Below are 24,607 nucleotides of genomic sequence, written 5' to 3' on the forward strand. Positions count from 1 at the left end.
TCTTTTTATGAGCGGTGATAAATACGTTTTAAATTAAAAGTCACCACACCCCAGATTGAGATGGTCTGACTGTCATCAGGAATGATGTGATTATAATTAGGATTTTCAGCCTTCAACCAAAGTTCTGGAAGCGGATAATCCTCATCGCCAAATATCTCTTTGATTTCAGACTTGGACATCTTATTGGTGATCATCAGCCGCTTAATTGTCGAGGCATTGTTATCAATCAGGGCAACAACAATATCGTAATGCTTGGCTTCAATACTGCGATCAATAATGATTGGATCATTAATCTCTAGGCCAGCATCAAGCATGGATTCACTGTCTACATAAGCAATGAACGTAGAAATCGGGTTGTGAATCAGGAACTCATTTAGATCAAGCGCTTTGTCTTGTTCATCCTTGGTACTAAAGGTTGGACCTGCAGGGATGCGCTCTAGAGATACGGGAATTGAGACTTTGGATTTGGGTAGAACTGCAGTAAGCCCTAACTGCGCAACCAGTTCATTTTGAACAGCGATTTGTTCAAGCACGGTATTGATGGTAGGGCTTGGCTTACCCTCTGGACCCATGAGCTCTTGTAAAGATGACCATGCGTCGTCAGAGAAGTAGATAGGCAACTTCTTAGACATGTGATACTCCTACGCTACGAGGCGTGTTTGGAAGTAGAATTTGTCTAAATAGGATATTACTAACAACGTTTGAAAATCAAATTTAAAAAGTTGTGGATAAACAAGGATGCGTCAGAATAAGACGTTTTGTTTCTGCTTATCGCGTGGAAAAGTGATGAATTCATCGGGCATTTGAAAGAAATATTCATGCGCATGTTCATGATCGGCTGTTAGCCAGTCTTTTCTGTACTGTTCTGGAATAACGATGATGGATCGCTTCTCATCCTTCGGTGCATGGAATTGTTTCATAAAAGGGTGATGGTCCGAATTGATGGTCAACATTGAAAAGGAACGTACCTTATTGCCATTAATCACTGCATCATCATAGATCCCTGCAACAGTAAAAGGCTGATCATCTTTACGCTTGATGGTGTACCAGTGTGGCTTGTCATTGATGTATTTCGGCTCATAAAATTCTTGTACTGGGACTAGGCAGAACTTGCTGTACTTCCAAGCATGTCGAAAGCTAGGCTTATCTGCTACAGACTCAGTTCTGGCGTTATAAGTATGACTGCTGAACTTCAATTCTTTCGCCCAGCTCGGTAGTAATCCAAACTTTGCAATATCAAGCTCTAAGTGATCTGAGCCGTTCAGAATGATTGGAGCATGATAGGAAGGGAATACATGATCCTTAAGCTCAAGATCAAACTGGCTTGTATCGACACCTAAGAGTGTCAAATTTCTTTTATTTGGAAATAGGTAATTTGAGCACATAGCCTGATCACATAACTAAAGAATTTATCTGAAATTGTATACGATGCTTTATGGAACACATGGGATTTATGGTGTCAGTTCAAGTAGGCTATATGAAAAAAGTCATGATGGGGCAAGTTACATTTTCAGTTAAAGTATGACTTATGGGATGCAAAACTACGTTGGGCGTGAAGTCATAAAAAAATTAATCAGGATTTTGCATAAATAGTGCGCCGTAAGGCGCATTATTTTTAAGGAAGGTTTGTATTACTCGACAATATATAACTTATGTTTTTTCTTCGGGGGCTCAACTTTAGCTAAAGCATCAAATGTTAATTGATTAAAATCTTCTTCAGAGATTCCAATTTCATCAAGCATTTTATTTTTATCAAAAGATGGTTGTGAGGCTAAAACAGAGATAATTTTGGGCAACATCAAACTCTCATCTCGATGAGTTTCTTCAGGTTCATTAATGTTGTAGCCCAACGAATTGATCTTTATAGAGTTACTACGATTAACCCAATCACTAACTAATCCCAGCTTGTGAGCTTTATAGTTAATAGCCTTCAGGGATGTTCGCCAAATCTTTTTATACTCAATCATATTTTCTAGTGAAAAATAGCGTGGAGCAGTAGAAAGAAATGCATCTGTTGGCATTAAAAATTCAGATGAAAATTGATCCGCTTCAGTTTCGAGAACACGATTATCTTTCTCGACACGAATTTTTTTGTTATGCGTATGCATAACGATATGACCAAGTTCGTGTGCACAATCGAAGCGGGCTCTTTCGGCAGACTTAAATGTATTTAGAAATATGAAAGGGCTACCACTTTCATCATCAAAAAAAGATAGTGCATCAATTTCTCGAATTTCAGTCGGTAATCTAAAGACACGGATTCCCTTTAGCTCACACAACGAAACAATGTTATTAATAGGTTGATTACCTAAAGCCCATAAACCTCTCAACTCTGACGCTAGGTGATCGGCATACTTAGATTCACCCAAAAACTCAGTAATATCTAAATCAGGACGGTGAAAAGTAGGTAACTTTACTTTCTGATTTAAGTACTTGTTAATATTTATTGCTAAAAGAGTATATGCCTCATTAGCTTTTCTATGCTGTGCTTTAATACGAGCAACCGATCTATAGAAGATTTGGTCTGTTTCATGTGGTTGTGTGTCATTACCTGCAAAGAATGACTTGGGTAAATTTAATACACGGCATATATCATCTTGATCATTTTCATTGATTTCTTTATCCACGTCTAAAAGTTGCTTTACCTTAGAGATAGAGCAACTCAATTTTTCTGCGAAATCGGTATTGCTAAGTCCTCGTAATTCTTTAGCAATACGTAAACGATCTTTATTAAACACATTAACCTCAGATTAAACTACAAGCTGAATATCAAAATCATCTGGTTTAATTTCATTAGATGGTTCCAATACTGGCTTAGGATCAGTTTTTACAGGAACTGTATTATCTATTTCAAATGCAATTCTGCAAGTATGGTCACTTGGTAAAATTGAAATTTTTTTCGCTTTTAAGTCCTGTACGAAGCTAGTTGGGTATGCAAATTCAAAAGGAATATTTGGGATATCAATGTCTTTATAGGCTGGATGTGATGCTGAAGGAAAGTATAAAATCCATGTTCTCAATTTTGTCTCATCATCATAAGCAGACTGATTCTCCTTAATATTATTTAATGTCATTAATCCTTTTTCACAGTGTGCTGATACAACTTGATCAGCTAACCCCAATGCAATATTCCCGCTCATAAAGATAATTTGTATTTTCTTTACTGTATTCTCAATTCTTGGCTGGCTGTCATTGTGGAATATCCAAGCAGGATCAGATTGTCGAAGCAGTAAAGCAATCTGTTCTCCAATTTTTCCCCATCGTGCAATAAAGCGTGCACGGTTATAGTGAGTATTTGTTCTATAGTCAGCATCACCGATCATAATTGCGTTTCTGACTAACTCGAGATCAGGTAATCCTAACTGTTTAGCTTTTTTGATAGCATTTTCACCTTTGAAAAAATCACATGGCGTGGGTTCAGAAGGTTGGATTGATTCTTCATCAAGGAGATTTAAATTCATCTTAAAAGTTATCCTAAAGTAGCGAATGTCTTTTTTATAACATCTTTTGATGTTTTAAAAAAGACATTTTTATAAATGTGTGCTATCTTCACTTACAACTTGATAATAAGAATTTTGGAGAAGAGACGTTGAGTAACTTATTCATTAATCATAAAAATTGTCCTGAATGCGGTGGCCGTATCAAAGGCTATTATTACTACTGTGGGCAGTGTGGTAGTCAAAATGTTGTAAACTGGAAGCACACGGGGATATTTTTGTTGATTGCTGGAAAGATTTTTCTGGTTGCTATGCTTTTTTTGCTAAAAAATTTTGTTCAAATCCATTTTTTTCACAAGTTTCATTGTGCTAATTTTTTAAATAATTCATAGAGGTTGATAGTAAAATGAAAGTTAAAGATTTAATTAAATAATTAGAAGAGTTTGATCTGGAATTAGATGTTTTAATTGCTAATGAAGAGAACAAAATCATTGGCATAAAAACCCTAGCCCGATTCTTTGAAATAAGCTATGTTTCTTTTGTTCATCCAGAGACACAAAGAAATGATATGGAAAGAAATGTTGAATTTACCTTTTTAGGAATGTCGACTAAAGACTCTAGAGTTATTGTTTTTATTGACGTTGTTCCATAATTTTCAAGTAGTCAAAATGAGTATACAATATTCATGTGATGCAAGAAGATACAACTGGATAGGATGGGCCCATAAGTATTTGAAGCTGCCTCGTGTATGATCATGGGGACTGTCCAAACAAACGGCTTTTGAGAGTGCTGCCTGATACGAAAAATAATATCCAAGAGATGCTAGCGGTAAATTTAGTGTAAAATTTAATGCTAGCCATCATTAAAACTTATTTAAAAATATGAAGTTATATCGCACAGATTGGAATATGTTTCCTAAAACGGTTATTGACCGTGGTCTTGGAGATGCAACCTCTCATTACATGTATGAAGCTGCTAAAGCAGGGGATGTTGAAAGTGCGTATATTTTAGCTAAAGATTTAGTTTCGGATGAGGCGATTGCTGAACTAGAAAGAATTATCGATGGTCGGGAAACTATTATAGTACCTGTACATGCTGAGGAAGCAGTCGGTCGTAATATGATTCCTTTAGCTACTTCAGCAGTTATAGCAAAGAAACTTGGGCTTGAAGTTGATACGAATATAGTTCAAGCTATAAAAGTATCAAGAACTGGCGGTGATGGGTGGCATAGATTAGCCAACCCACCAGCATTTGATGGGACAATAAACAATGATAAATGTGTTATTATTGTTGATGATACCCAGACCCAAGGTGGTACTTTTGCAGCATTAAAAGGTCATATTGAAACAACTGGGACGAATAAAGTTATTGGAGCATATGCACTGACGGGTAAACAATACTCATCACAATTAGCTCTAAGTAAAGAAACTCTTCAGCAATTGAGGGATGTATATGGTAATCTTGAAGCATGGTGGAAATCGATTTACGGGTACGATTTCGAAAGGCTCACAGAGTGGGAAGCAAAGTATATCCTCAACTCTCGTAAAACAGCTGACGAAGTCCGAGATAGAATCATTGCGTCAAAACAAACGTGATGCTTATGCACTTATGATGAAAATGAATTAATTATTATTTAATTAAGTTAAAAGACTGCTATATAGCGGTCTTTTTTGTTTTTGAGCTCTACAAATTTTAATGAGTACATATAGTTACTTTTATAAAAATGATAATAAAGGGTAGAGGAGGTCATCTAAGAATTTAAAGCACAAGACTTATTTAACATTGATGACAGAAAAAGTGAGTTGTTGGGAACTTAAAGAAGAGGTGGTACTTATAATGGTTACTAAAATACAAATACTTAAAATATTAAATATATAAAACAATATATTACAAATATATATGATGCGTAGTGTACGCATCATACATTAAGCGTTCTATTTTGATATAATTGATCTAATCAACCCATTGTTAGGTTTCATTTAAATTCCATGAGTCTTACTGAAATTAAAGTTCGCCAAGCTCATTGTAAGGAAAAAACCAGTTTTTTATCCGATGAAGATGGGCTTAGCCTGAAGATTGAGCCGAGTGGAAGAAAATCTTGGTGCTATCGCTATACAGATCCACAAACTAAAAAACGTCGACGCATTCAGTTAGGTCGTTATCCTGATTTATCGCTGAAAAAGGCACGACAAGTCAGAGATGACTTTAAAGACAATGATTTCTGTTTTGAACAAGATACTGCCTCTAATGTCATCACCTTTGGTAAGGTCGGGGAGGAGTGGTTACAGTTCAAACTGAAAAATGCCTTCAACGATCTACCCCGCTGTGGTGTACTACAGTTAGCAGAAAGATGCTTACAGCAAGATATTTATCCAGACCTTCAGGATCTACCTTTTCAAAACATCAAGCGTTATGACCTGGTTTCAGTAATCAAAAAAATAGAGGGACGCCAAGTAAAAGAACCTGTCAAGAAAGCTTGTAGTTATTTGAACCAAATTTATGACTACGCTGTAGCGATGGGTTATTGTGAATTCAACATCGCGCATGGTTTAAATAAAATCGCCATTAACAGTAAAATCAAGAAAAATTATCCGTATTTGAAAGCGGAGGATATATCTGATTTTAAGTATAAATTACAAAAATTGGATGCCCATCCGATTATTAAAAAAGCACTGCTGTTCAAATTACATACTGGCGTGCGAGGGGCTGAATTGTTATTGGCTGAGCCTCATCATTTTGATTTAAATGAAAAAGTCTGGAAAATACCTGCCTTGCATATTAAACAGTTTCGACGAAAAGTCATATTAGGCCATGAGATTCCCGACTTCTTAGTTCCACTTTCAGATCAGGCTTTAGATATTTTAAAAGACGTCATGCAATGGTCATACGGTGAAAAGTACATTTTTGCTAGCCCACGGAAACATAATCAACCGATTCATTTTAATACATTAAATATGGCTATACGTAAGATGGGCTATGGAAAACATCAATTATCCTCTCATGGACTACGTTCCACTTTTAGTACCATTTTGAATGACTCAGGTTTGTTCCAGGATAACTGGATTGAGGCACAACTTTCACATATTGATAAGAACCGTACCCGTGCCAGCTATAATCACGCTGACTATTTAGCCCAGCGGACTGAAATGATGCAGTGGTGGGGTGATTATTTAAGTACTGCTAAGTGAAAATCGTACTTTTATACATAGACTTAAAACATTATGGGGTTTCAAATGGATAGTAAACAATATACTTGCCGTGTTACATGGTCAGCAGAATATAATGAGTATGTTGGGTTGTTCGAACCACAAGCACTAGCCATTTGTTGTAATTCAGCTTTAAGCGCCCTTAATTCTTTCATGCGTTTATTCACTAGTGCAAGTTGCTGATCAATTAATGCATTAACGCTAGAGCAGCTTTCTTCTGGCTTATTTTTTAATTCGATAAGACGTTTAATATCATTGAGTGATATATCTAGGCTGCGACAATGCTTTACGAATTCCAATTGTTTAAGTGCTTTGCTATCATACAGCCTGAAATTACCTTCTGAACGATTTGGATTTAACAGAAATCCTTCTCTTTCATAATATCTAATCGTTTGTATTGAACAGCCCGATTTTTTTGACAATTCGCCTATTTTCATCAATTTCCCCCAGACATTTGACTCTATAGTTACTATAGAGTCTATAGTATAAGTATGCAACGAAAAGGATATATAAAAAATGACTGAGAAATATTTAAACAATACGAATATCGTTAATTTTGAACACAAAGATATCCAATCCTTGATCGATCAACGTAGGTGGAAAAACTTGGATAACTTCAACAAAATTGGTGCCGCTTATCAGTTTGTAAAAGATGAGATTTTCTTTGGTTATAATGAAAGCGATGATATTGCAGCAAGCGATGTGCTAGCAGATGGTTATGGACAATGTAATACTAAGGGTAATCTGTTAATGGCACTATTGCGTGGACTAGGCATTCAATGCCGATTTCATGGGTTTACCATAGACCAGCAACTACAAAAAGGTGCTATCCCAAGCTATGTATTTTGGTTAGCACCTAAATACATCATTCATAGTTGGGTAGAAGTTTACTTTGAAGGGCGTTGGATAAACTTAGAGGGCTTTATATTGGATGAGCAATACTTAAGCTCTCTACAGGAGAAATTTGACCAAGTAAAAGATGATTTTTGTGGTTATGGTGTTGCAACAAAGTGCTTTTCATCACCAGATACAGATTGGCGTGGAGAAAATACCTATATTCAAAAAGAAGGTATTCATGATGACTTTGGGCTTTATGATTCCCCTGATGAGTTCTATCTCGAAAAAGGGACTAACTTGTCGGGGTTCAAACGCTGGATATATCAACGCTTGATACGTCACTTGATTAATATGAATGTATCAAAACTAAGAAATAGAAAAGTACTAGAGGTACAAAATGCACAACCATAATCATAGTCATCAACATGGTAAAGATGACCGTATTGGTTGGGCATTTTTCCTTAATGTGACATTCACTATTATCGAATTTATAGGTGGTTGGCTCACTAACAGTACGGCGATAATGGCAGATGCAGTTCACGATCTTGGTGATAGTCTTTCAATAGGTTTTGCGTGGATTTTAAGTCGTTTTTCAGATAAAGAAGCATCAGATAAGTTTAGTTATGGTTATCGTAGACTTACTCTCTTTGGCGCATTGATAAACAGTATTGTTTTAATCATTGGCTCAATTTGGATTTTATTTGAAGCAATTCCAAAGCTGTCCAATCCTGAAATGCCTGTAGTCGAGGGGATGTTAGGGCTAGCGATACTCGGCGTTGCCGTTAACGGATATGCTGTATTAAAATTAAAAGCGGGTGAAACATTAAATGAGAAAGTGCTGACATGGCACCTTCTTGAAGATGTACTTGGATGGGTTGCCGTTCTTATAGTCTCTATCGTACTGTTGTTCGCTGAACTGCCGATATTAGATCCCCTTTTATCAATAGGGTTCACGCTGTTCATCTTGTTTAATGTTTTCAAAAACCTGAAATCAACACTCGTTTTATTTCTTCAAGCTGCACCCGATAAAGAGACTCAAAAGCGTATTAAACTATCACTAATGGAATTTCCTGAAGTTAATGGTATCCACCACATGCACTTTTGGTCACTAGATGGTGAAAGTCACGTTTTAACAGCGCACCTTGAGCTGAGTGACAACTTTGACGTTAAAGAATTAATTAGGCTTAAACAAGAAGTTGCAGCTAAATTATCTTCCTATCATTTATCGCATACAACGATAGAGTTTGAGTTTTTAAATGAAAATTGTCGGGATGAAGCGCAGTAAGCTTTATCAATAAAATGTTGGGCATACAATATTAAAAGCAGCTTAATTAGGCATAACCTAGTAATTAAGCTGCTTTTTTTGATTTTAAATTTCGTCGGATTGCTGTTTGCTACTCTCAGAGCCATGCGCCCATTGATATAAAATAGGCAATACAAACAAAGTTAAAATTGTAGAAGATACAATACCGCCGATAACAACTGTTGCTAGTGGTCGTTGTACTTCTGCACCAATTCCAGTGTTTAACGCCATTGGAATAAAACCTAAACTTGCGACCAGTGCCGTCATTAAAATAGGTCTTAAACGAATGATGTGCTGAGTTTCCATCATTGTCTTGGCTTGATGCGGATCAGTCTAAAGCATTCTCAGGAATAGAGGAGCTCGTTGCTGATGTTGTCGCTGATATGATTAGCAATAATGAAAAAGTTCCTACACCACTCTCCGGGAAAATATAGTAGGCAGTTTGTTGTCCTTGTTCTCAGTGGTTCAACAAAAACTAGCCCTCGAAGCCGCAGAACGTGGCGTGGACATAAATTGTTTAGTATCAGTAAAAAGAGCGATGTAATTTTAGTACGAGTGAGTGATAGAGCAGGAACCTATGCTTCATATATTCAGTAAATGGTATGTTTTTGAATTAATAGGTATTTTTAAATAAAGCTTTCTTTGATTTAGTGCTTTTTATTTAATAAATTAATTTTAAAAACAACTTAGGCTAATTGATAAACACTATCTGGAAAGATTAAAAGAAAATATTTTTTAATTTCTGCTAATTCATTTAAGGCAGGTTCCCTTTCAAGCAGTTGAAATGTCCAAATAAGTACAGCCTGATGATTATCATAGCAAGTATTTACTCCAAGAAAATTAGCCATTCCATAACTTCTATTGATGTTCATTTCTTTAATTAATTGATTTCCTAAGTCACGAGCTTGCTGGCTGATCAATAACTCATTTGGTAACACGGCGGTCATCTCCACAAAATAATCTAATGCAGGTTCAATCCTTATATTTAAAAAGTTATAATTTAGTTGAAATGGATAAAATATACTTTCTATAAGTTGTAATAACCTGCTGTAGGTTAATTTTAGCAAAGTATTACTCAGTCAACAACTTCAAATAACCCACAGCAAGTTATTTTTTGTAAATTAATTTAAATATGATTACTTGTAAGTTATCTAGCCTCATGGGCGATAGAAAAATTTTAAAATTAAGTGAAGTGGTGCATGCAACAGGTATCAATCGCAACACGCTCACAAGTATGTATTATGACCGTGCTGTACGTATTGAATTACCAGTCGCCGATAAGTTGTGTAAGTACTTTAACTGTACGATGAATGATTTGTTTGAGTTTAAGGAAGAAGTTGAAGAAAAAGATTAACTTAATACTTCGTTTGATAAGTTTTTCGAAGAAAAAGACTAGCCAATACTTAGTTTGATAAGTTTTTCTCTGCAGATCTAATATTGAATTTTATAAAATATCATTACAAACAGAGGTGGTTCCACTTGTTTGAACAACTAAAAGCGTATTTATAAGTGATATTCCGCTCTAGTTAAGCCACCTTGTTTTGTTGGGGTAGCTGATCATAGTAAAACTCATTTGGTGTCATTTTGTCTAGACTCGAATGAGGTCGTTTCAGATTATAAAACTCAAAATATGCACTCAATTGCTTTTTCGCATCTGTGACACTGCTATAAGCTTTGAGATACACCTCTTCATATTTAACGCTCCGCCATAATCGTTCAACCATCACATTATCTACCCATCGACCTTTACCATCCATACTGATTTGAATGCCATTTGATTTCAATACATCAATAAATGCATCACTGGTGAACTGACTGCCTTGGTCTGTATTCAATATTTCAGGTGATCCATATTTTTCAATCGCTTCATTTAAAGCCGAAATACAAAAATCCACCTCCATACTAATCGATACCCTATGCGCAAGTACCTTGCGGCTATGCCAATCAATCACAGCACATAAATAAACAAAGCCTTTTGCCATAGGGATATACGTTATATCAGTAGACCACACTTGATTACTGCGCTGAATAGCCAATCCTTTGAGCAGATATGGATATTTACGGTGAGCTTGATTAGCCTGGCTTAAATTTGGTTTGCAATATAACGCCTGAATACCCATTTTCTTCATTAAAGTACGTGTATGACGTCGTCCTATATGATGCCCTTGACGATTCAACAAATCACGCATCATACGACTGCCTGCAAAAGGATATTGCATATGTAATTCATCAATACATCGCATCAGCTTCAGATCTGATGAGCTAACAGGTTTTGGGCGATAATAATAACAACCACGAGAGACTTTCAGTAACTTAGCTTGTTTAGATACTGAAATCTGAAGTGAGTGATCGATTAACTTTTGTGGTTGAAGCGGCCCAGTTTCTTCAACACACCTTCTAAAAAATCAATTTCTAATGCCTGCTCACCGATTTTTGCATGTAACTTTTTAAGATCAATGGGAGGTTCTGATGGAGCTTTTGATTGATCGAAAGCTTGTGAGGAAGCTGAGATCAATTGATTTTTCCAGTCAATAATTTGGTTTTGATGAACATCAAACTCAGAACTCAATTCAGCAAGTGTTTTTTCTGCTTTGATCGCAGCAAGTGCTACCTTAGCCTTAAAGTCGTTTGAATGATTTCTTCTTGGTCTACGTGCCATAAAATACTCCATATATTGATGTTTATAACATCATTTGAGGAGCAGAGTATCACTTATAGGAGTTGTTCAAATTTCCGGATCCATCTCTAAGTGAGGAGGAAATGACTCTTACTATTCAGATGTTGTTTCAAGCTTTTTTTGATTGATAGAGTTTTATGTATTAAACTCTATATTGAAAGTAAATATATTGTAAAAATAGTATGTTATTTACTAATTGATTAAATTATTTACACTTATTCTGTATAATGCTCTATGAATTCATTACTTATTTTTTTAAATTAAAAATCATATGCAAAGCTTAAATGATGAAGAGTGTCGCCAAGTTGAAAGTGTAAAACAGCTTTTACAAAAAAATTTTAAAGATAAGCTTTATGCTATTTATTTATATGGTTCGTATGTTGATGGTGGTTTAAAACATAAAAGTGATCTTGATATTTTAGTTATTATTGAACGTGAAATTACCGATCAGGAAAGAAAACAATTAGCGCAGAATTTTCTAAATATATCTGTTCCGATTGGTCATGCTACAGCGCGTGCCTTAGAAATTACGATATTAGAAAAAGGGAGTATTACCAATAAAAATCATCCATATACATATCAGCTACAATATGGCGAGTGGTTGAGAGAAGAATTACTCAAAGGTGAATTACTTTATAGTCAATCTGATCCAGATATTAGTATTTTACTTAAAACTGCCCAATTACATAACATTACTATCTTTGGACCTGATATTTGCGATTGGTTAAATCCAATTAGCTATGAACAATTAATATTTGCCATGCAAAAAACTTATCCACAAATTATTGCTCATTGGAAAGACGATCAGGATGAATGTAATCAAATTTTAGCGCTATGCCGTATAGCTTATACATTAGATCATAAAACAATAGTTGCCAAGGATGTTGCTGCGACATGGTTTTTAGAATTCTTAAGTCAGATAGATCAAGACATTTTGCAACTCATAATAGATGAATATATTGGGCAAGGTCATGAGCAATGTTGGTTAGTTTTACATGATCAGCTTGCTAAAATTGTTAAAGAATTACAGCATAAAATTGAACCACTACTTTTTAACTGATGTGGAAGTAATGGATATGCTTCTTAGATTATTACCTCACTATATCTCTAAATACCGAAGAGACTTGATATTGCAAAGGGGGGCGTGGTTGGAGTTGCATGAAGATTTTAAATAAAAGCGGAGGAACTAGGGTAAAAGTTGCCAAAAAGTTTCTTCTGAAATGACTTTTATATTATGACGTTTAAGCAAAGCGGAGGTAACTCCATTGCCATAGATCTTATTCCCATTAAATTGACCATCGTAAATCATTGAACTACCACATGAAGGGCTATTTTCTTTAAGCACTACCAGAGTAGCTTTTAATAATTGAACTTTTTTTAAAGTTCTATATGCCCCTTCAATATAGATTGAAGTCACATCCTTTCCTGATTTTTCAATTACACAGGCTTTTCCATCTAAGACATCATCGCCATTACCTCCCGAAATCTCGGCAGGTTCGCGTGGTGTTGATAAACCGCCAAGAATCTCTGGACATACCATAGTAGCTTTTCCATCTTTGACTAATTTTTCGATTTTTTCGTTTAAGCTATGCGTCCCGTTATAACGTACCTTTAAGCCAGCCAGACAAGAACTTACTAAAATCATATTTCCTCTATGAAAAAGATATGTATCGATTTGCTATTTAGCCAGTACCTATTATTTTTTAAAATTAATAGGTTAGTGCTATGGATAAAACAAGAATTTAAATATGATCAATGCAAAGTGAGTTATTTTTTTTCTAACCCACAAAGCTTATAGATTAGTTTGATCCTTTTTGTTTAGAAAATTTATCAACAGTGATGTGTGCTGAATTAGCAGGAGACTTTCACTTGGGAGATTCTAGGCAGCTAACCGATAAAAGTCTTCTGCCATTTGATTTGGTGTCTTAAAATCCAAGCCTTTTTGAATTCTTCGCTGATTATAAAATAACTCTATATATTTTGTAATATCCGCTTTGGCTTCTTCCCTTGTTTTGTAGTTGCGATGATGGACTAGTTCATTTTTGAGTATGCCCCAGAAACTCTCTATCGGTGCATTATCAAAGCAGTCGCCTTTTTTGCTCATTGAACCCTGAAAATCAAATTTCTCAAGTAAGTTTCGATATTCATTACTGCAATATTGGCTGCCTCTATCTGAATGTACAATGAGATCTTTAGCAGGTTTCTGATTGCGAATAGCCATATTCAATGCATCACAAACAAGCTTGGCTGTCATGCGCTCATTTAAGCTATAGCCAACAACCTGTTTCGTGTAAAGATCTTTGACAGCTGCCAAGTACAACCAGCCCTCAGCCGTCCAAATGTAGGTAATGTCACTCGACCACGCAAGATTAGGCTTCGTCATTGAAAACTGTTGCTTGAGTAAATTGTCATAAATAGAACGGTTGTGATCACTGTTCGTGGTTCTTTTGAAACGCTTATGGCGCTTACAATACAACTGATTTGATTTTTTTATTTGGCGCACAGCATACGTACTTATTTTGATACCTTGCGCTTGTAAATGCTTGGTTAATCGAACATAGCCATAGCTTTGTTTGGTTTCTTCATGGGCTATTTTGACCAAAATTGTCTGCTGATTTCGCTGAATTGATCTTTTACTCATGCCTCGCTTTAGCCAATCATAAAAGCGAGAAACGGATACACGAAGTAATCGAGCCATTAAAATAATCGGAAATAAGTGGCTTTGCGATTTCATATAGGCGTACCTCACTGACTTTCTTTGGCAAAGTACGCTGCTGCCTTTTTTAAAAATTCACGTTCCATTTCAGCTGTTTTGAGCTGTTGTTTAAGCTTCTTATTTTCTTCGAGTAAGGCGTTTAGATCGGGCGAATACTGTTTTGTGCCTGCTAAAGTTCCAGCCTTTGCTTTGTTATTCCAGTTCGAAAGGGTTTGCATTGAAATGCCAAGTTGTCTAGCGGATTCCGATACATTACCTTGGTTCTCTTCAATGGCTTTTATGGCTTCAGCTTTAAATTCTGCGGTGTAAGTCTTCTGTTTCTTGCTCATGGTAAACTCCTAATGAGTATGTATAGTTTACCAAGTTAAACCCTCCTGTTTTTTAAGCACACATCACCACGCACCTGGTCAAGAAAGCGGGCCATACCCACCAAGTGGCCAAGACGGGCGCGGTCACCCTGATCCAGCGTTTTGGATCGGCGCTCAATCTGAATGTTCACTTCCACATGCTGTTTCTCGACGGTGTGTATGTCGAGCAATCCCACGGCTCAGCGCGTTTCCGCTGGGTCAAGGCGCCGACCAGCCCAGAGCTCACCCAGCTGACGCACACCATCGCCCACCGGGTGGGTCGCTATCTGGAACGGCAAGGCCTGCTGGAACGGGATGTCGAAAACAGCTATCTGGCCTCGGATGCGGTGGATGACGACCCGATGACACCCCTGCTGGGGCACTCGATCACTTACCGTATCGCTGTCGGTTCACAGGCGGGGCGAAAGGTGTTCACTTTGCAAACTCTGCCGACCAGTGGTGATCCGTTCGGTGACGGGATTGGCAAGGTAGCCGGGTCCAGCCTGCACGCCGGCGTGGCGGCCAGGGCCGATGAACGCAAGAAGCTCGAACGGCTGTGCCGGTACATCAGCCGCCCGGCGGTATCCGAGAAGCGGCTGTCGTTAACACGAGGCGGCAACGTGCGCTACCAGCTCAAGACGCCGTACCGGGACGGCACCACGCACGTCATTTTCGAACCATTGGATTTCATTGCAAGGCTGGCCGCCCTGGTACCGAAGCCCAGAGTCAACCTAACCCGCTTCCACGGGGTGTTCGCACCCAACAGTCGGCACCGGGCGTTGGTCACGCCGGCAAAACGGGGCAGGGGCAACAAGGTCAGGGTGGCTGATGAACCGGCAACACCAGCACAACGGCGAGCGTCGATGACATGGGCGCAACGGCTCAAGCGTGTTTTCAATATCGACATCGAGACCTGCAGCGGCTGCGGCGGCGCCATGAAAGTCATCGCCTGCATTGAAGACCCTATAGTGATCAAGCAGATCCTTGATCACCTGAAGCACAAAGCCGAAACCAGCGGGACCAGGGCGTTACCCGAAAGCCGGGCGCCACCGGCTGAGCTGCTCCTGGGTCTGTTTGACTGACGAGCCTGAAGGCCAACGATACCAATCAAAATGCTGCGTTCACAGCGCCGCGGCAGGGATCCGCCGTGCTGGTTGTCGGAAAAGGAGCCGCTAGTGGGAAAGAGGAGGGTAAATTTTCAGCGTTGCTGGCTCCCCGTCAGCCGGATTGGGTTGCATCGCAGGGGTGTCGAAAGAGTCAACTGCGGTCCAAAGCTGTTGGACTTGGGTGAAAAGGGCGTTTATTCTTCCTGTACGTACAATCAATTCGGTAGATATTGAACCTGAATATAGGGATATATTTAACTTGACGTTACACCAATCACAACAACGGCAAGTGAATTACGCAATGAGTAATACTTTTGGTTTTGGCGGACACATTGCCACAAGTATTTTTAAAAAATATGCTGAATAGAGAGTAGGTGCTAACTTCGGTTTGCTCGTGTTGGCGCTAAATCGAAAGTTCAAGTATCCCAACATGTTCCTTCGTATAGAAGTTAAAAGTTGGCAATTATCGTAGAACAACCTACAGACAACACCAATATGTAACCGATAAATAATTACAAAATATGACCGACAGAGTAAACATCATCAATAACTACATCGATGGATACAACCAATTTGATATCAAAAAAATGGTTGCAGACCTTGACGATAATATTGTTTTTGAAAACATTCAAAATAATGATATAAGGTTATCGCTGAAAGGGTTAACAGCGTTTAAACAACAGGCAGAAACAGCAAAAACATACTTTGCAAAGAGAACACAGACAGTTAAATCGTTTAGGCATTTTGACAACAGCACTGAAATAGAAATTGATTATACAGCAATTTTAGCAATTGACTTTCCGAACGGCTTAAAAAAAGGGCAAAAGCTAAAGTTATCAGGAAAATCCGTGTTTGAATTTAAAAAAAAAAAGTGATTAAATTGACAGACATTAGTTGACATTAAAACCAGCGAACAAGAATATGACTTTATTAAAACATAAAAAAATTACAATAATTGGTGCCGGGCCTGTTGGATTAACAATGGCAAAATTATTACAGCAAAACGGCATAGACGTTTCAGTTTACGAAAGAGACAACGACCGAGATGCAAGGATTTTTGGTGGGACACTTGACCTGCACAGGGATTCGGGACAGGAAGCAATGAAAAGAGCGGGATTGTTACAAACTTATTATGACTTAGCTTTACCAATGGGTGTAAATATTGCTGATGAAAAGGGTAATATTTTAACCACAAAAAATGTAAAGCCCGAAAATCGGTTTGACAATCCTGAAATAAACAGAAATGACTTAAGAACTATCTTATTAAATAGCCTACAAAATGACACCGTCATTTGGGATAGAAAACTTGTTACGCTTGAACCTGATAAGGAGAAGTGGACACTAACTTTTGAAGATAAACCGAGTGAAACAGCAGATCTGGTTATTATTGCCAATGGTGGAATGTCTAAAGTAAGAAAATTTGTTACCGACACGGAAGTTGAAGAAACAGGTACTTTCAATATACAAGCCGATATTCATCAACCAGAGGTGAACTGTCCTGGATTTTTTCAGCTATGCAATGGAAACCGGCTAATGGCTGCTCATCAAGGTAATTTATTATTTGCGAATCCTAATAATAATGGTGCATTGCATTTTGGAATAAGTTTTAAAACACCTGATGAATGGAAAAGCAAAACGCGGGTAGATTTTCAAGACAGAAATAGTGTCGTTGATTTTCTCCTGAAAAAATTTTCCGATTGGGACGAACGCTACAAAGAACTGATTCGTTTGACATCATCTTTTGTAGGGTTAGCGACACGAATATTTCCCTTAGATAAGTCTTGGAAAAGTAAGCGTCCATTACCCATAACGATGATTGGAGATGCTGCTCATTTGATGCCTCCTTTTGCAGGACAAGGCGTAAACAGTGGGTTGATGGATGCCTTGATATTGTCGGATAATCTGACCAATGGGAAATTTAACAGCATTGAAGAGGCTATTGAAAATTATGAACAGCAAATGTTTGCTTATGGAAGAGAAGCACAGGCAGAATCAATAATAAACGAAACGGAAATGTTCAGCCTCGACTTTTCGTTCCAAAAACTAATGAATCTATAAAACAGAAAGGCGAGGAAATGAAAGAGAAAATAGTTAAAAAAAACGGAATAAGACTTTTTACCGAAAGTTTTGGATGTGAAAAAGATCCGGCAATACTCTTGATTGCGGGAGCAACGGTATCCATGTTGTATTGGGATGCTGAATTTTGCCAGAAACTATCTGAAAAGGGATTTTTTGTTATTCGCTACGACAATAGGGACGTAGGAAAATCTACTAATTACGAACCGGGTTCAACCCCCTATGATATTGTTGACTTAACCCATGATGCTATTTCAATTTTGGACGGCTATAAAATAGTCAAAGCCAATTTTGTGGGAATTTCACTGGGCGGACTGATTTCTCAAATAGCATCAATAAAATATGCCGACAGGGTAAGTTCAATAACACTAATCTCATCAGGTCCTTGGGGCGACTCAGACCCCACAATTCCTGAAATGGATACGCGTATTTTAGATTTTCACGGAAAAGCTGAAACCGTAGATTGGACAAATGAAGACAGTGTGGCAAATTATTTAATTCAAGGTGCTGAATTGATGAGCGGCAGGAAACAATTTGACAAACAAAGAAGTGAAAAACTGATTAGAGCCGAATTTAAAAGAGCTAATAACTATATAAGTATGTTCAATCATGCGGCACTGCAAGGTGGTGAAGAATACTGGAACAGATTGAGCGAAATCAATCAACCAACCTTAATTGTACACGGAACGGACGATAAAATATGGCATTTTAAGAATTCAGCAGTTTTACTTGAAAAGATAAACGGCTCAAAACTAATAACGCTTGATGGAACCGGACACGAACTACATTTCGAAGATTGGAATAAAATTATTGATGGAATAACGCAACATACAACAAATAACAAAAGAATGAACAAATAGGGTATTATGTATTTCCAAATCAACGGTTTAGAGATTGAAGCTAATATCAATGTGTTATGACGCTCAAGCTGGTGGAGCCGCTGCGCGAGCTGTTTAAAGATGAGGTGCGCAAGATCGGTATGGAGTTAGGTCTGCCCTACGACATGGTTTACCGTCATCCCTTCCCTGGCCCTGGCTTGGGTGTGCGTATTCTTGGCGAAGTAAAAAAAGAATATGCCGACAGGTTGCGCTTGGCTGATGCCATCTTTATCGAAGAGCTGTATGCCGCTGACCTGTATCACAAAACCAGCCAAGCCTTCGCTGTATTCTTGCCAGTGAAGTCGGTTGGCGTAGTGGGCGATGCCCGCCGCTATGAGTATGTGGTGGCATTGCGCGCAGTAGAAACTATCGATTTTATGACAGCGCGCTGGGCACACTTGCCGTATGAGTTTTTAGAAACGGTTTCTAGCCGCATCATTAATGAGATTCCCGGTATTTCGCGGGTAACCTACGATGTTTCCTCAAAGCCGCCGGCAACTATTGAGTGGGAGTGACGGGCACTGGCTGGCAATGTCTAGCAACGGCAGGCATTTCGGCTGAGGGTAAAAGAACTTTCCGCTAAGCGATAGACTGTATGTAAACACAGTATTGCAAGGACGCGGAACATGCCTCATGTGGCGGCCAGGACGGCCAGCCGGGATCGGGATACTGGTCGTTACCAGAGCCACCGACCCGAGCAAACCCTTCTCTATCAGATCGTTGACGAGTATTACCCGGCATTCGCTGCGCTTATGGCAGAGCAGGGAAAGGAATTGCCGGGCTATGTGCAACGGGAATTTGAAGAATTTCTCCAATGCGGGCGGCTGGAGCATGGCTTTCTACGGGTTCGCTGCGAGTCTTGCCACGCCGAGCACCTGGTCGCTTTCAGCTGTAAGCGTCGCGGTTTCTGCCCGAGCTGTGGGGCGCGGCGGATGGCCGAAAGTGCCGCCTTGCTGGTTGATGAAGTACTGCCTGAACGGCACTGTTGCAAATAGTCGGTGGTGATAAACTTATCATCCCCTTTTGCTGATGGAGCTGCACATGAACCCATTCAAAGGCCGGCATTTTCAGCGTGACATCATTCTGTGGGCCGTACGCTGGTACTGCAAATACGGCATCAGTTACCGTGAGCTGCAGGAGATGCTGGCTGAACGCGGAGTGAATGTCGATCACTCCACGATTTACCGCTGGGTTCAGCGTTATGCGCCTGAAATGGAAAAACGGCTGCGCTGGTACTGGCGTAACCCTTCCGATCTTTGCCCGTGGCACATGGATGAAACCTACGTGAAGGTCAATGGCCGCTGGGCGTATCTGTACCGGGCCGTCGACAGCCGGGGCCGCACTGTCGATTTTTATCTCTCCTCCCGTCGTAACAGCAAAGCTGCATACCGGTTTCTGGGTAAAATCCTCAACAACGTGAAGAAGTGGCAGATCCCGCGATTCATCAACACGGATAAAGCGCCCGCCTATGGTCGCGCGCTTGCTCTGCTCAAACGCGAAGGCCGGTGCCCGTCTGACGTTGAACACCGACAGATTAAGTACCGGAACAACGTGATTGAATGCGATCATGGCAAACTGAAACGGATAATCGGCGCCACGCTGGGATTTAAATCCATGAAGACGGCTTACGCCACCATCAAAGGTATTGAGGTGATGCGTGCACTACGCAAAGGCCAGGCCTCAGCATTTTATTATGGTGATCCCCTGGGCGAAATGCGCCTGGTAAGCAGAGTTTTTGAAATGTAAGGCCTTTGAATAAGACAAAAGGCTGCCTCATCGCTAACTTTGCAACAGTGCCATTTTAAGCGTTATGCTAAGCCCAGGAAGCCGCAGGATCTTTTGAACCACAACTGCATTAACGTCCGCTATTCTGATACGAGTGGATTGTACGCCTGGGAATTCGAGAAAGATGCTCAGAAATTCAGTCTGAAAGTCAAAGGGCAATATATTGCGAACAGCACGATTCATCAGCTCGATGCAGCATTAGACGGGCTGGGGATTGCCTATATTCCCGAGTATGTTGCAGATGGATATATCAAAAGCGGCAAGCTGATTGCTGTTCTGACCGAGTGGTGTCCATATTTTGACGGCTACCATATTTATTATCCTCACCGCCGACAGGATTCTCCTGCGTTTATGGCTTTTCTGCAAGTTTTGCGTGACAGGTACAATAATGGAATAAGATAAATTTATGAGTAAAGGATTATGTCCACGATAAGCACCTGGGTCGATTCCTGGGAGGCGGCCATGAGGGTAGGGAAGCGCCGTCCCGTCAAGTCAGCGTAATGCTCTGCCAGTGTTACAACCAATTAACCAATTCTGATTAGAAAAACTCATCGAGCATCAAATGAAACTGCAATTTATTCATATCAGGATTATCAATACCATATTTTTGAAAAAGCCGTTTCTGTAATGAAGGAGAAAACTCACCGAGGCAGTTCCATAGGATGGCAAGATCCTGGTATCGGTCTGCGATTCCGACTCGTCCAACATCAATACAACCTATTAATTTCCCCTCGTCAAAAATAAGGTTATCAAGTGAGAAATCACCATGAGTGACGACTGAATCCGGTGAGAATGGCAAAAGCTTATGCATTTCTTTCCAGACTTGTTCAACAGGCCAGCCATTACGCTCGTCATCAAAATCACTCGCATCAACCAAACCGTTATTCATTCGTGATTGCGCCTGAGCGAGACGAAATGCGCGATCGCTGTTAAAAGGACAATTACAAACAGGAATCGAATGCAACCGGCGCAGGAACGCTGCCAGCGCATCAACAATATTTTCACCTGAATCAGGATATTCTTCTAATACCTGGAATGCTGTTTTCCCGGGGATCGCAGTGGTGAGTAACCATGCATCATCAGGAGTACGGATAAAATGCTTGATGGTCGGAAGAGGCATAAATGCCGTCAGCCAGTTTAGTCTGACCATCTCATCTGTAACATCATTGGCAACGCTACCTTTGCCATGTTTCAGAAACAACTCTGGCGCATCGGGCTTCCCATACAATCGATAGATTGTCGCACCTGATTGCCCGACATTATCGCGAGCCCATCTATACCCATATAAATCAGCATCCAGGTTGGAATTTAATCGCGGCCTCGAGCAAGACGTTTCCCGTTGAATATGGCTCATAACACCCCTTGTATTACTGTTTATGTAAGCAGACAGTTTTATTGTTCATGATGATATATTTTTATCGGCACTGTTGCAAATAGTCGGTGGTGATAAACTTATCATCCCCTTTTGCTGATGGAGCTGCACATGAACCCATTCAAAGGCCGGCATTTTCAGCGTGACATCATTCTGTGGGCCGTACGCTGGTACTGCAAATACGGCATCAGTTACCGTGAGCTGCAGGAGATGCTGGCTGAACGCGGAGTGAATGTCGATCACTCCACGATTTACCGCTGGGTTCAGCGTTATGCGCCTGAAATGGAAAAACGGCTGCGCTGGTACTGGCGTAACCCTTCCGATCTTTGCCCGTGGCACATGGATGAAACCTACGTGAAGGTCAATGGCCGCTGGGCGTATCTGTACCGGGCCGTCGACAGCCGGGGCCGCACTGTCGATTTTTATCTCTCCTCCCGTCGTAACAGCAAAGCTGCATACCGGTTTCTGGGTAAAATCCTCAACAACGTGAAGAAGTGGCAGATCCCGCGATTCATCAACACGGATAAAGCGCCCGCCTATGGTCGCGCGCTTGCTCTGCTCAAACGCGAAGGCCGGTGCCCGTCTGACGTTGAACACCGACAGATTAAGTACCGGAACAACGTGATTGAATGCGATCATGGCAAACTGAAACGGATAATCGGCGCCACGCTGGGATTTAAATCCATGAAGACGGCTTACGCCACCATCAAAGGTATTGAGGTGATGCGTGCACTACGCAAAGGCCAGGCCTCAGCATTTTATTATGGTGATCCCCTGGGCGAAATGCGCCTGGTAAGCAGAGTTTTTGAAATGTAAGGCCTTTGAATAAGACAAAAGGCTGCCTCATCGCTAACTTTGCAACAGTGCCAGTTTTATTACGAACGTGTTTTGGGTGGACAACGGAAAACATATTTCATCGAAAGACCAAAAAAAGAAAAAACACTTCCTGTTGTGATGAGTGAAGAAGAAACCATTCGGGTACTACGCGCTATTGAAAACGTGAAACACAAGGCTATTCTGATGACTATTTATTCGGCAGGTTTGCGCATTTCTGAATGTATAAACCTGAAAATAAAAGACATTGACTCCAAGCGCATGCAAATTCGTATAGAACAGTCAAAAGGAAAAAGAGATCGTTATACCATTTTATCTGAGAAAACATTAATTATTTTAAGAACATACTTTATGGAATATAAACCAAAAGATTATTTATTTGAAGGTCAAAAAGGTGGCGCATACTCAAGCCGAAGTATTCAAAACATTTTTAAAGCAGCTGTTTTAAAAGCAAAGATTCAAAAGGAAGTTACTGTACATACCTTACGACATAGCTTTGCAACGCATTTGCTTGAGAATGGTACGAGTTTACGTTATATTCAATCGTTGTTAGGTCATTCAAGCAGTAAAACAACTGAGGTTTATACACATATTACCACCAAGGGAATGGAACAATTAAAAAGTCCGATGGATTTGTTAGATATATAGAAAGGATTTGTATATTTGAGCAAAACTTAACAAAAAGCACTATGAATATAAATCCTTTTGAGAGAGTAGAAACGAACGGTAAACGGTTGAAAACGGATTTGTCACTGATAATGAAAGGTTTAGCAAAATAAGATATAGTGGATATATACGCCATTTGGCGTATAGCCACTTGTTATGTGCCATTTTTGAATGACAATGCGAATAGATACAGACAAACAAATGAATTTACTTAGTGATAAGAACGTTGCAATAATTGGTGGTGGACCCGTTGGACTGACTATGGCAAAATTATTACAGCAAAACGGCATAGACGTTTCAGTTTACGAAAGAGACAACGACCGAGAGGCAAGAATTTTTGGTGGAACCCTTGACCTACACAAAGGTTCAGGTCAGGAAGCAATGAAAAAAGCGGGATTGTTACAAACTTATTATGACTTAGCCTTACCAATGGGTGTAAATATTGCTGATGAAAAAGGCAATATTTTATCCACAAAAAATGTAAAGCCCGAAAATCGATTTGACAATCCTGAAATAAACAGAAATGACTTAAGGGCTATCTTGTTGAATAGTTTAGAAAACGACACGGTTATTTGGGATAGAAAACTTGTTATGCTTGAACCTGGTAAGAAGAAGTGGACACTAACTTTTGAGAATAAACCGAGTGAAACAGCAGATTTGGTTATTCTTGCCAATGGTGGAATGTCGAAAATAAGGAGCTTTGTTACCGACACGCAAGTTGAAGAAACCGGTACTTTCAACATCCAAGCTGATATTCTTCAACCGGAAATAAACTGTCCCGGATTTTTTCAGCTATGCAACGGCAACCGATTAATGGCGGGACATCAGGGCATTTTATTGTTTGCCAATCCCAATAATAATGGTGCATTGTATTTAGGAATTAGTTTTAAAACGCCCGATGAATGGAAAAATAAAATTCCCTTAGATTTTCAGGACAGAAACAGCGTTGCCGATTTTTTATTGAAAAGATTTTCCAAATGGAGTGAAGTTTACAAACAATTAATACGTTCGGTATCAACATTTCAATGCTTGCCCACAAGGAAATTTCCTTTGAACAATGATTGGAAAAGTAACCGTCCATTACCCATAACAATGATTGGCGATGCTGCTCATTTGATGTCGCCTTTTGCAGGACAGGGTGTAAATACGGGATTATTGGATGCTTTGATATTGTCTGAAAACCTTACAAACGGAGAATTTACAAGTATTGAAAATGCCATCGAAAACTACGAACAACAAATGTTTGTTTATGCAAAAGATACGCAGGACGAATCGACAGAAAACGAAACCGAAATGTTTAGTCCCAATTTTTCGTTTCAAAAATTATTGAATCTATAAACAGTAAGAAAAAACGGCTACTAACAAGC

Annotated in this window: 25 protein-coding genes and 5 pseudogenes; 19 read left to right on the forward strand and 11 right to left on the reverse strand. The window is 39.4% G+C overall.

Going from position 1 to position 24,607, the window contains the following annotated elements:
• Positions 1-5: 5 nt before the first annotated feature.
• From G0028_RS20230 to G0028_RS20245, 4 genes are all read right to left on the reverse strand, one after another.
• The gene (locus tag G0028_RS20230) at positions 6-632 is read right to left on the reverse strand and encodes a LexA family protein (protein ID WP_180047573.1); all 627 of its coding nucleotides are present in this window, start codon (positions 630-632) and stop codon (positions 6-8) included.
• A gap of 111 nt (positions 633-743) precedes the next feature.
• Positions 744-1,385: an SOS response-associated peptidase gene (locus tag G0028_RS20235; RefSeq protein WP_180047571.1), complete on the reverse strand. Its 642-nt coding sequence runs from the start codon at positions 1,383-1,385 to the stop codon at positions 744-746.
• A 246-nt stretch (positions 1,386-1,631) separates the two neighbouring features.
• Positions 1,632-2,738 (reverse strand): ImmA/IrrE family metallo-endopeptidase, encoded by a 1,107-nt coding sequence (locus G0028_RS20240; RefSeq protein WP_000482094.1) that lies wholly within the window; start codon positions 2,736-2,738, stop codon positions 1,632-1,634.
• A 12-nt stretch (positions 2,739-2,750) separates the two neighbouring features.
• Complete coding sequence (locus G0028_RS20245) at positions 2,751-3,461, reverse strand: hypothetical protein (RefSeq protein ID WP_001052588.1); 711 nt, start codon at positions 3,459-3,461, stop codon at positions 2,751-2,753.
• 857 nt (positions 3,462-4,318) lie between these two features.
• Here G0028_RS20245 and G0028_RS20250 point away from each other — a divergent pair.
• Positions 4,319-5,032, forward strand: coding sequence for a phosphoribosyltransferase (locus tag G0028_RS20250; protein WP_001986287.1), 714 nt, complete (start codon positions 4,319-4,321; stop codon positions 5,030-5,032).
• A gap of 393 nt (positions 5,033-5,425) precedes the next feature.
• A complete protein-coding gene (locus G0028_RS20255; RefSeq protein WP_005245164.1) occupies positions 5,426-6,625 on the forward strand; it encodes a tyrosine-type recombinase/integrase in 1,200 nt (399 codons plus the stop codon).
• 41 nt (positions 6,626-6,666) lie between these two features.
• Here G0028_RS20255 and G0028_RS20260 read toward each other — a convergent pair whose 3' ends face one another.
• Positions 6,667-7,080: a Cd(II)/Pb(II)-responsive transcriptional regulator gene (locus G0028_RS20260; RefSeq protein ID WP_179989169.1), complete on the reverse strand. Its 414-nt coding sequence runs from the start codon at positions 7,078-7,080 to the stop codon at positions 6,667-6,669.
• Positions 7,081-7,159: 79 nt separating this feature from the next.
• Between G0028_RS20260 and G0028_RS20265 the strand changes: the two genes are divergently transcribed.
• Positions 7,160-7,891 (forward strand): transglutaminase-like domain-containing protein, encoded by a 732-nt coding sequence (locus G0028_RS20265; RefSeq protein ID WP_005245162.1) that lies wholly within the window; start codon positions 7,160-7,162, stop codon positions 7,889-7,891.
• A complete protein-coding gene (locus G0028_RS20270) occupies positions 7,878-8,765 on the forward strand; it encodes a cation diffusion facilitator family transporter (protein WP_127800877.1) in 888 nt (295 codons plus the stop codon). Before G0028_RS20265 ends, G0028_RS20270 begins: the two co-directional genes overlap by 14 nt.
• An 84-nt stretch (positions 8,766-8,849) precedes the next feature.
• Here G0028_RS20270 and G0028_RS20275 read toward each other — a convergent pair.
• Positions 8,850-9,074: pseudogene (locus G0028_RS20275) on the reverse strand (efflux RND transporter permease subunit); the annotation flags it as partial.
• Between G0028_RS20275 and G0028_RS20280 the strand changes: the two are divergent.
• A pseudogene (locus G0028_RS20280) lies at positions 9,074-9,217 on the forward strand (antitoxin HicB); the annotation flags it as partial. The pseudogenes G0028_RS20275 and G0028_RS20280 sit on opposite strands and share 1 nt — an antisense overlap.
• A 252-nt stretch (positions 9,218-9,469) precedes the next feature.
• On the opposite strand, the gene G0028_RS20285 reads toward G0028_RS20280, so the two are convergent.
• Positions 9,470-9,721 carry a hypothetical protein gene (locus G0028_RS20285; RefSeq protein WP_004658363.1) on the reverse strand — a complete coding sequence of 84 codons (252 nt, stop codon included), beginning with the start codon at positions 9,719-9,721 and terminating at the stop codon, positions 9,470-9,472.
• A 194-nt stretch (positions 9,722-9,915) separates the two neighbouring features.
• Here G0028_RS20285 and G0028_RS20290 point away from each other — a divergent pair, with 194 nt between their 5' ends.
• Positions 9,916-10,137, forward strand: a complete 222-nt coding sequence (locus G0028_RS20290; RefSeq protein ID WP_004658364.1) for a helix-turn-helix domain-containing protein — start codon at positions 9,916-9,918, stop codon at positions 10,135-10,137.
• A gap of 172 nt (positions 10,138-10,309) precedes the next feature.
• On the opposite strand, the gene G0028_RS20295 is transcribed toward G0028_RS20290, so the two are convergent.
• Positions 10,310-11,454 (reverse strand): IS3-like element ISAba14 family transposase gene (locus G0028_RS20295; RefSeq protein WP_099046175.1). Its coding sequence is split into 2 segments (ribosomal slippage): positions 10,310-11,190 and positions 11,190-11,454, totalling 1,146 coding nucleotides; the frame shifts between segments, so codons are not numbered across the junction.
• A gap of 277 nt (positions 11,455-11,731) precedes the next feature.
• Here G0028_RS20295 and G0028_RS20300 point away from each other — a divergent pair.
• Positions 11,732-12,520 carry an aminoglycoside adenylyltransferase domain-containing protein gene (locus tag G0028_RS20300; RefSeq protein ID WP_038350081.1) on the forward strand — a complete coding sequence of 263 codons (789 nt, stop codon included), beginning with the start codon at positions 11,732-11,734 and terminating at the stop codon, positions 12,518-12,520.
• A gap of 126 nt (positions 12,521-12,646) precedes the next feature.
• Here the strand turns inward: G0028_RS20300 and G0028_RS20305 are convergent, their stop codons facing one another.
• The gene (locus G0028_RS20305; RefSeq protein ID WP_077170035.1) at positions 12,647-13,105 is read right to left on the reverse strand and encodes a DUF523 domain-containing protein; all 459 of its coding nucleotides are present in this window, start codon (positions 13,103-13,105) and stop codon (positions 12,647-12,649) included.
• Positions 13,106-13,339: 234 nt separating this feature from the next.
• Positions 13,340-14,505 (reverse strand): IS3 family transposase gene (locus tag G0028_RS20310; protein WP_119285041.1). Its coding sequence is split into 2 segments (ribosomal slippage): positions 13,340-14,247 and positions 14,247-14,505, totalling 1,167 coding nucleotides; the frame shifts between segments, so codons are not numbered across the junction.
• A gap of 62 nt (positions 14,506-14,567) precedes the next feature.
• Here G0028_RS20310 and G0028_RS20315 point away from each other — a divergent pair.
• The 9 genes and pseudogenes from G0028_RS20315 to G0028_RS20360 all read left to right on the forward strand — a co-directional run.
• Positions 14,568-15,605: pseudogene (locus G0028_RS20315) on the forward strand (IS91-like element ISVsa3 family transposase); the annotation flags it as partial.
• Positions 15,606-15,768: 163 nt separating this feature from the next.
• Positions 15,769-15,996 (forward strand): hypothetical protein, encoded by a 228-nt coding sequence (locus tag G0028_RS20325; RefSeq protein WP_218946392.1) that lies wholly within the window; start codon positions 15,769-15,771, stop codon positions 15,994-15,996.
• A 154-nt stretch (positions 15,997-16,150) separates the two neighbouring features.
• Positions 16,151-16,504 (forward strand): hypothetical protein, encoded by a 354-nt coding sequence (locus G0028_RS20330; protein WP_218948403.1) that lies wholly within the window; start codon positions 16,151-16,153, stop codon positions 16,502-16,504.
• A 46-nt stretch (positions 16,505-16,550) separates the two neighbouring features.
• Positions 16,551-17,687, forward strand: a complete 1,137-nt coding sequence (gene tet(X), locus G0028_RS20335) for a tetracycline-inactivating monooxygenase Tet(X) (protein WP_373687899.1) — start codon at positions 16,551-16,553, stop codon at positions 17,685-17,687.
• Between the two features lie 17 nt (positions 17,688-17,704).
• A complete protein-coding gene (gene estT / locus G0028_RS20340) occupies positions 17,705-18,565 on the forward strand; it encodes a macrolide hydrolase EstT (RefSeq protein WP_077782102.1) in 861 nt (286 codons plus the stop codon).
• A 56-nt stretch (positions 18,566-18,621) separates the two neighbouring features.
• A pseudogene (locus tag G0028_RS20345) lies at positions 18,622-19,098 on the forward strand (GMP synthase (glutamine-hydrolyzing)); the annotation flags it as partial.
• A gap of 111 nt (positions 19,099-19,209) precedes the next feature.
• Positions 19,210-19,563: pseudogene (locus G0028_RS20350) on the forward strand (transposase zinc-binding domain-containing protein); the annotation flags it as partial.
• A gap of 61 nt (positions 19,564-19,624) precedes the next feature.
• Positions 19,625-20,329, forward strand: a complete 705-nt coding sequence (locus G0028_RS20355) for an IS6-like element IS26 family transposase (protein ID WP_001067855.1) — start codon at positions 19,625-19,627, stop codon at positions 20,327-20,329.
• Between the two features lie 93 nt (positions 20,330-20,422).
• Entirely contained in the window at positions 20,423-20,770 is a 348-nt protein-coding gene (locus G0028_RS20360; protein ID WP_001016278.1) for a LysR substrate-binding domain-containing protein, read from the forward strand.
• A gap of 136 nt (positions 20,771-20,906) precedes the next feature.
• On the opposite strand, the gene G0028_RS20365 is transcribed toward G0028_RS20360, so the two are convergent.
• Positions 20,907-21,722: an APH(3')-I family aminoglycoside O-phosphotransferase gene (locus tag G0028_RS20365; protein ID WP_000018323.1), complete on the reverse strand. Its 816-nt coding sequence runs from the start codon at positions 21,720-21,722 to the stop codon at positions 20,907-20,909.
• Between the two features lie 129 nt (positions 21,723-21,851).
• Here G0028_RS20365 and G0028_RS20370 point away from each other — a divergent pair, with 129 nt between their 5' ends.
• The 3 genes from G0028_RS20370 to G0028_RS20380 all read left to right on the forward strand — a co-directional run bounded on the left by G0028_RS20370 (position 21,852) and on the right by G0028_RS20380 (position 24,578).
• Entirely contained in the window at positions 21,852-22,556 is a 705-nt protein-coding gene (locus G0028_RS20370) for an IS6-like element IS26 family transposase (protein ID WP_001067855.1), read from the forward strand.
• A 72-nt stretch (positions 22,557-22,628) separates the two neighbouring features.
• Positions 22,629-23,222, forward strand: coding sequence for a tyrosine-type recombinase/integrase (locus G0028_RS20375; protein ID WP_205779272.1), 594 nt, complete (start codon positions 22,629-22,631; stop codon positions 23,220-23,222).
• Positions 23,223-23,411: 189 nt separating this feature from the next.
• The gene (locus G0028_RS20380; protein WP_024160783.1) at positions 23,412-24,578 is read left to right on the forward strand and encodes a tetracycline-inactivating monooxygenase Tet(X3); all 1,167 of its coding nucleotides are present in this window, start codon (positions 23,412-23,414) and stop codon (positions 24,576-24,578) included.
• The last annotated feature ends 29 nt before the right edge of the window (positions 24,579-24,607 follow it).

This window comes from Acinetobacter piscicola (assembly GCF_015218165.1).
Taxonomy (GTDB): domain Bacteria; phylum Pseudomonadota; class Gammaproteobacteria; order Pseudomonadales; family Moraxellaceae; genus Acinetobacter; species Acinetobacter piscicola_A.

Excerpts from the sequence above, each read along its gene's own strand:
- G0028_RS20230 (WP_180047573.1), bottom strand. The coding sequence starts at position 632 with ATGTCTAAGAAGTTGCCTATCTACTTCTCTGACGACGCATGGTCATCT.
- G0028_RS20235 (WP_180047571.1), bottom strand. The coding sequence starts at position 1,385 with ATGTGCTCAAATTACCTATTTCCAAATAAAAGAAATTTGACACTCTTA.
- G0028_RS20245 (WP_001052588.1), bottom strand. The coding sequence starts at position 3,461 with ATGAATTTAAATCTCCTTGATGAAGAATCAATCCAACCTTCTGAACCC.
- G0028_RS20250 (WP_001986287.1), top strand. The coding sequence starts at position 4,319 with ATGAAGTTATATCGCACAGATTGGAATATGTTTCCTAAAACGGTTATT.
- G0028_RS20255 (WP_005245164.1), top strand. The coding sequence starts at position 5,426 with ATGAGTCTTACTGAAATTAAAGTTCGCCAAGCTCATTGTAAGGAAAAA.
- G0028_RS20260 (WP_179989169.1), bottom strand. The coding sequence starts at position 7,080 with ATGAAAATAGGCGAATTGTCAAAAAAATCGGGCTGTTCAATACAAACG.
- G0028_RS20265 (WP_005245162.1), top strand. The coding sequence starts at position 7,160 with ATGACTGAGAAATATTTAAACAATACGAATATCGTTAATTTTGAACAC.
- G0028_RS20270 (WP_127800877.1), top strand. The coding sequence starts at position 7,878 with ATGCACAACCATAATCATAGTCATCAACATGGTAAAGATGACCGTATT.
- G0028_RS20290 (WP_004658364.1), top strand. The coding sequence starts at position 9,916 with ATGATTACTTGTAAGTTATCTAGCCTCATGGGCGATAGAAAAATTTTA.
- G0028_RS20300 (WP_038350081.1), top strand. The coding sequence starts at position 11,732 with ATGCAAAGCTTAAATGATGAAGAGTGTCGCCAAGTTGAAAGTGTAAAA.
- G0028_RS20305 (WP_077170035.1), bottom strand. The coding sequence starts at position 13,105 with ATGATTTTAGTAAGTTCTTGTCTGGCTGGCTTAAAGGTACGTTATAAC.
- G0028_RS20330 (WP_218948403.1), top strand. The coding sequence starts at position 16,151 with ATGACCGACAGAGTAAACATCATCAATAACTACATCGATGGATACAAC.
- estT (WP_077782102.1), top strand. The coding sequence starts at position 17,705 with ATGAAAGAGAAAATAGTTAAAAAAAACGGAATAAGACTTTTTACCGAA.
- G0028_RS20355 (WP_001067855.1), top strand. The coding sequence starts at position 19,625 with ATGAACCCATTCAAAGGCCGGCATTTTCAGCGTGACATCATTCTGTGG.
- G0028_RS20365 (WP_000018323.1), bottom strand. The coding sequence starts at position 21,722 with ATGAGCCATATTCAACGGGAAACGTCTTGCTCGAGGCCGCGATTAAAT.
- G0028_RS20370 (WP_001067855.1), top strand. The coding sequence starts at position 21,852 with ATGAACCCATTCAAAGGCCGGCATTTTCAGCGTGACATCATTCTGTGG.
- G0028_RS20380 (WP_024160783.1), top strand. The coding sequence starts at position 23,412 with ATGACAATGCGAATAGATACAGACAAACAAATGAATTTACTTAGTGAT.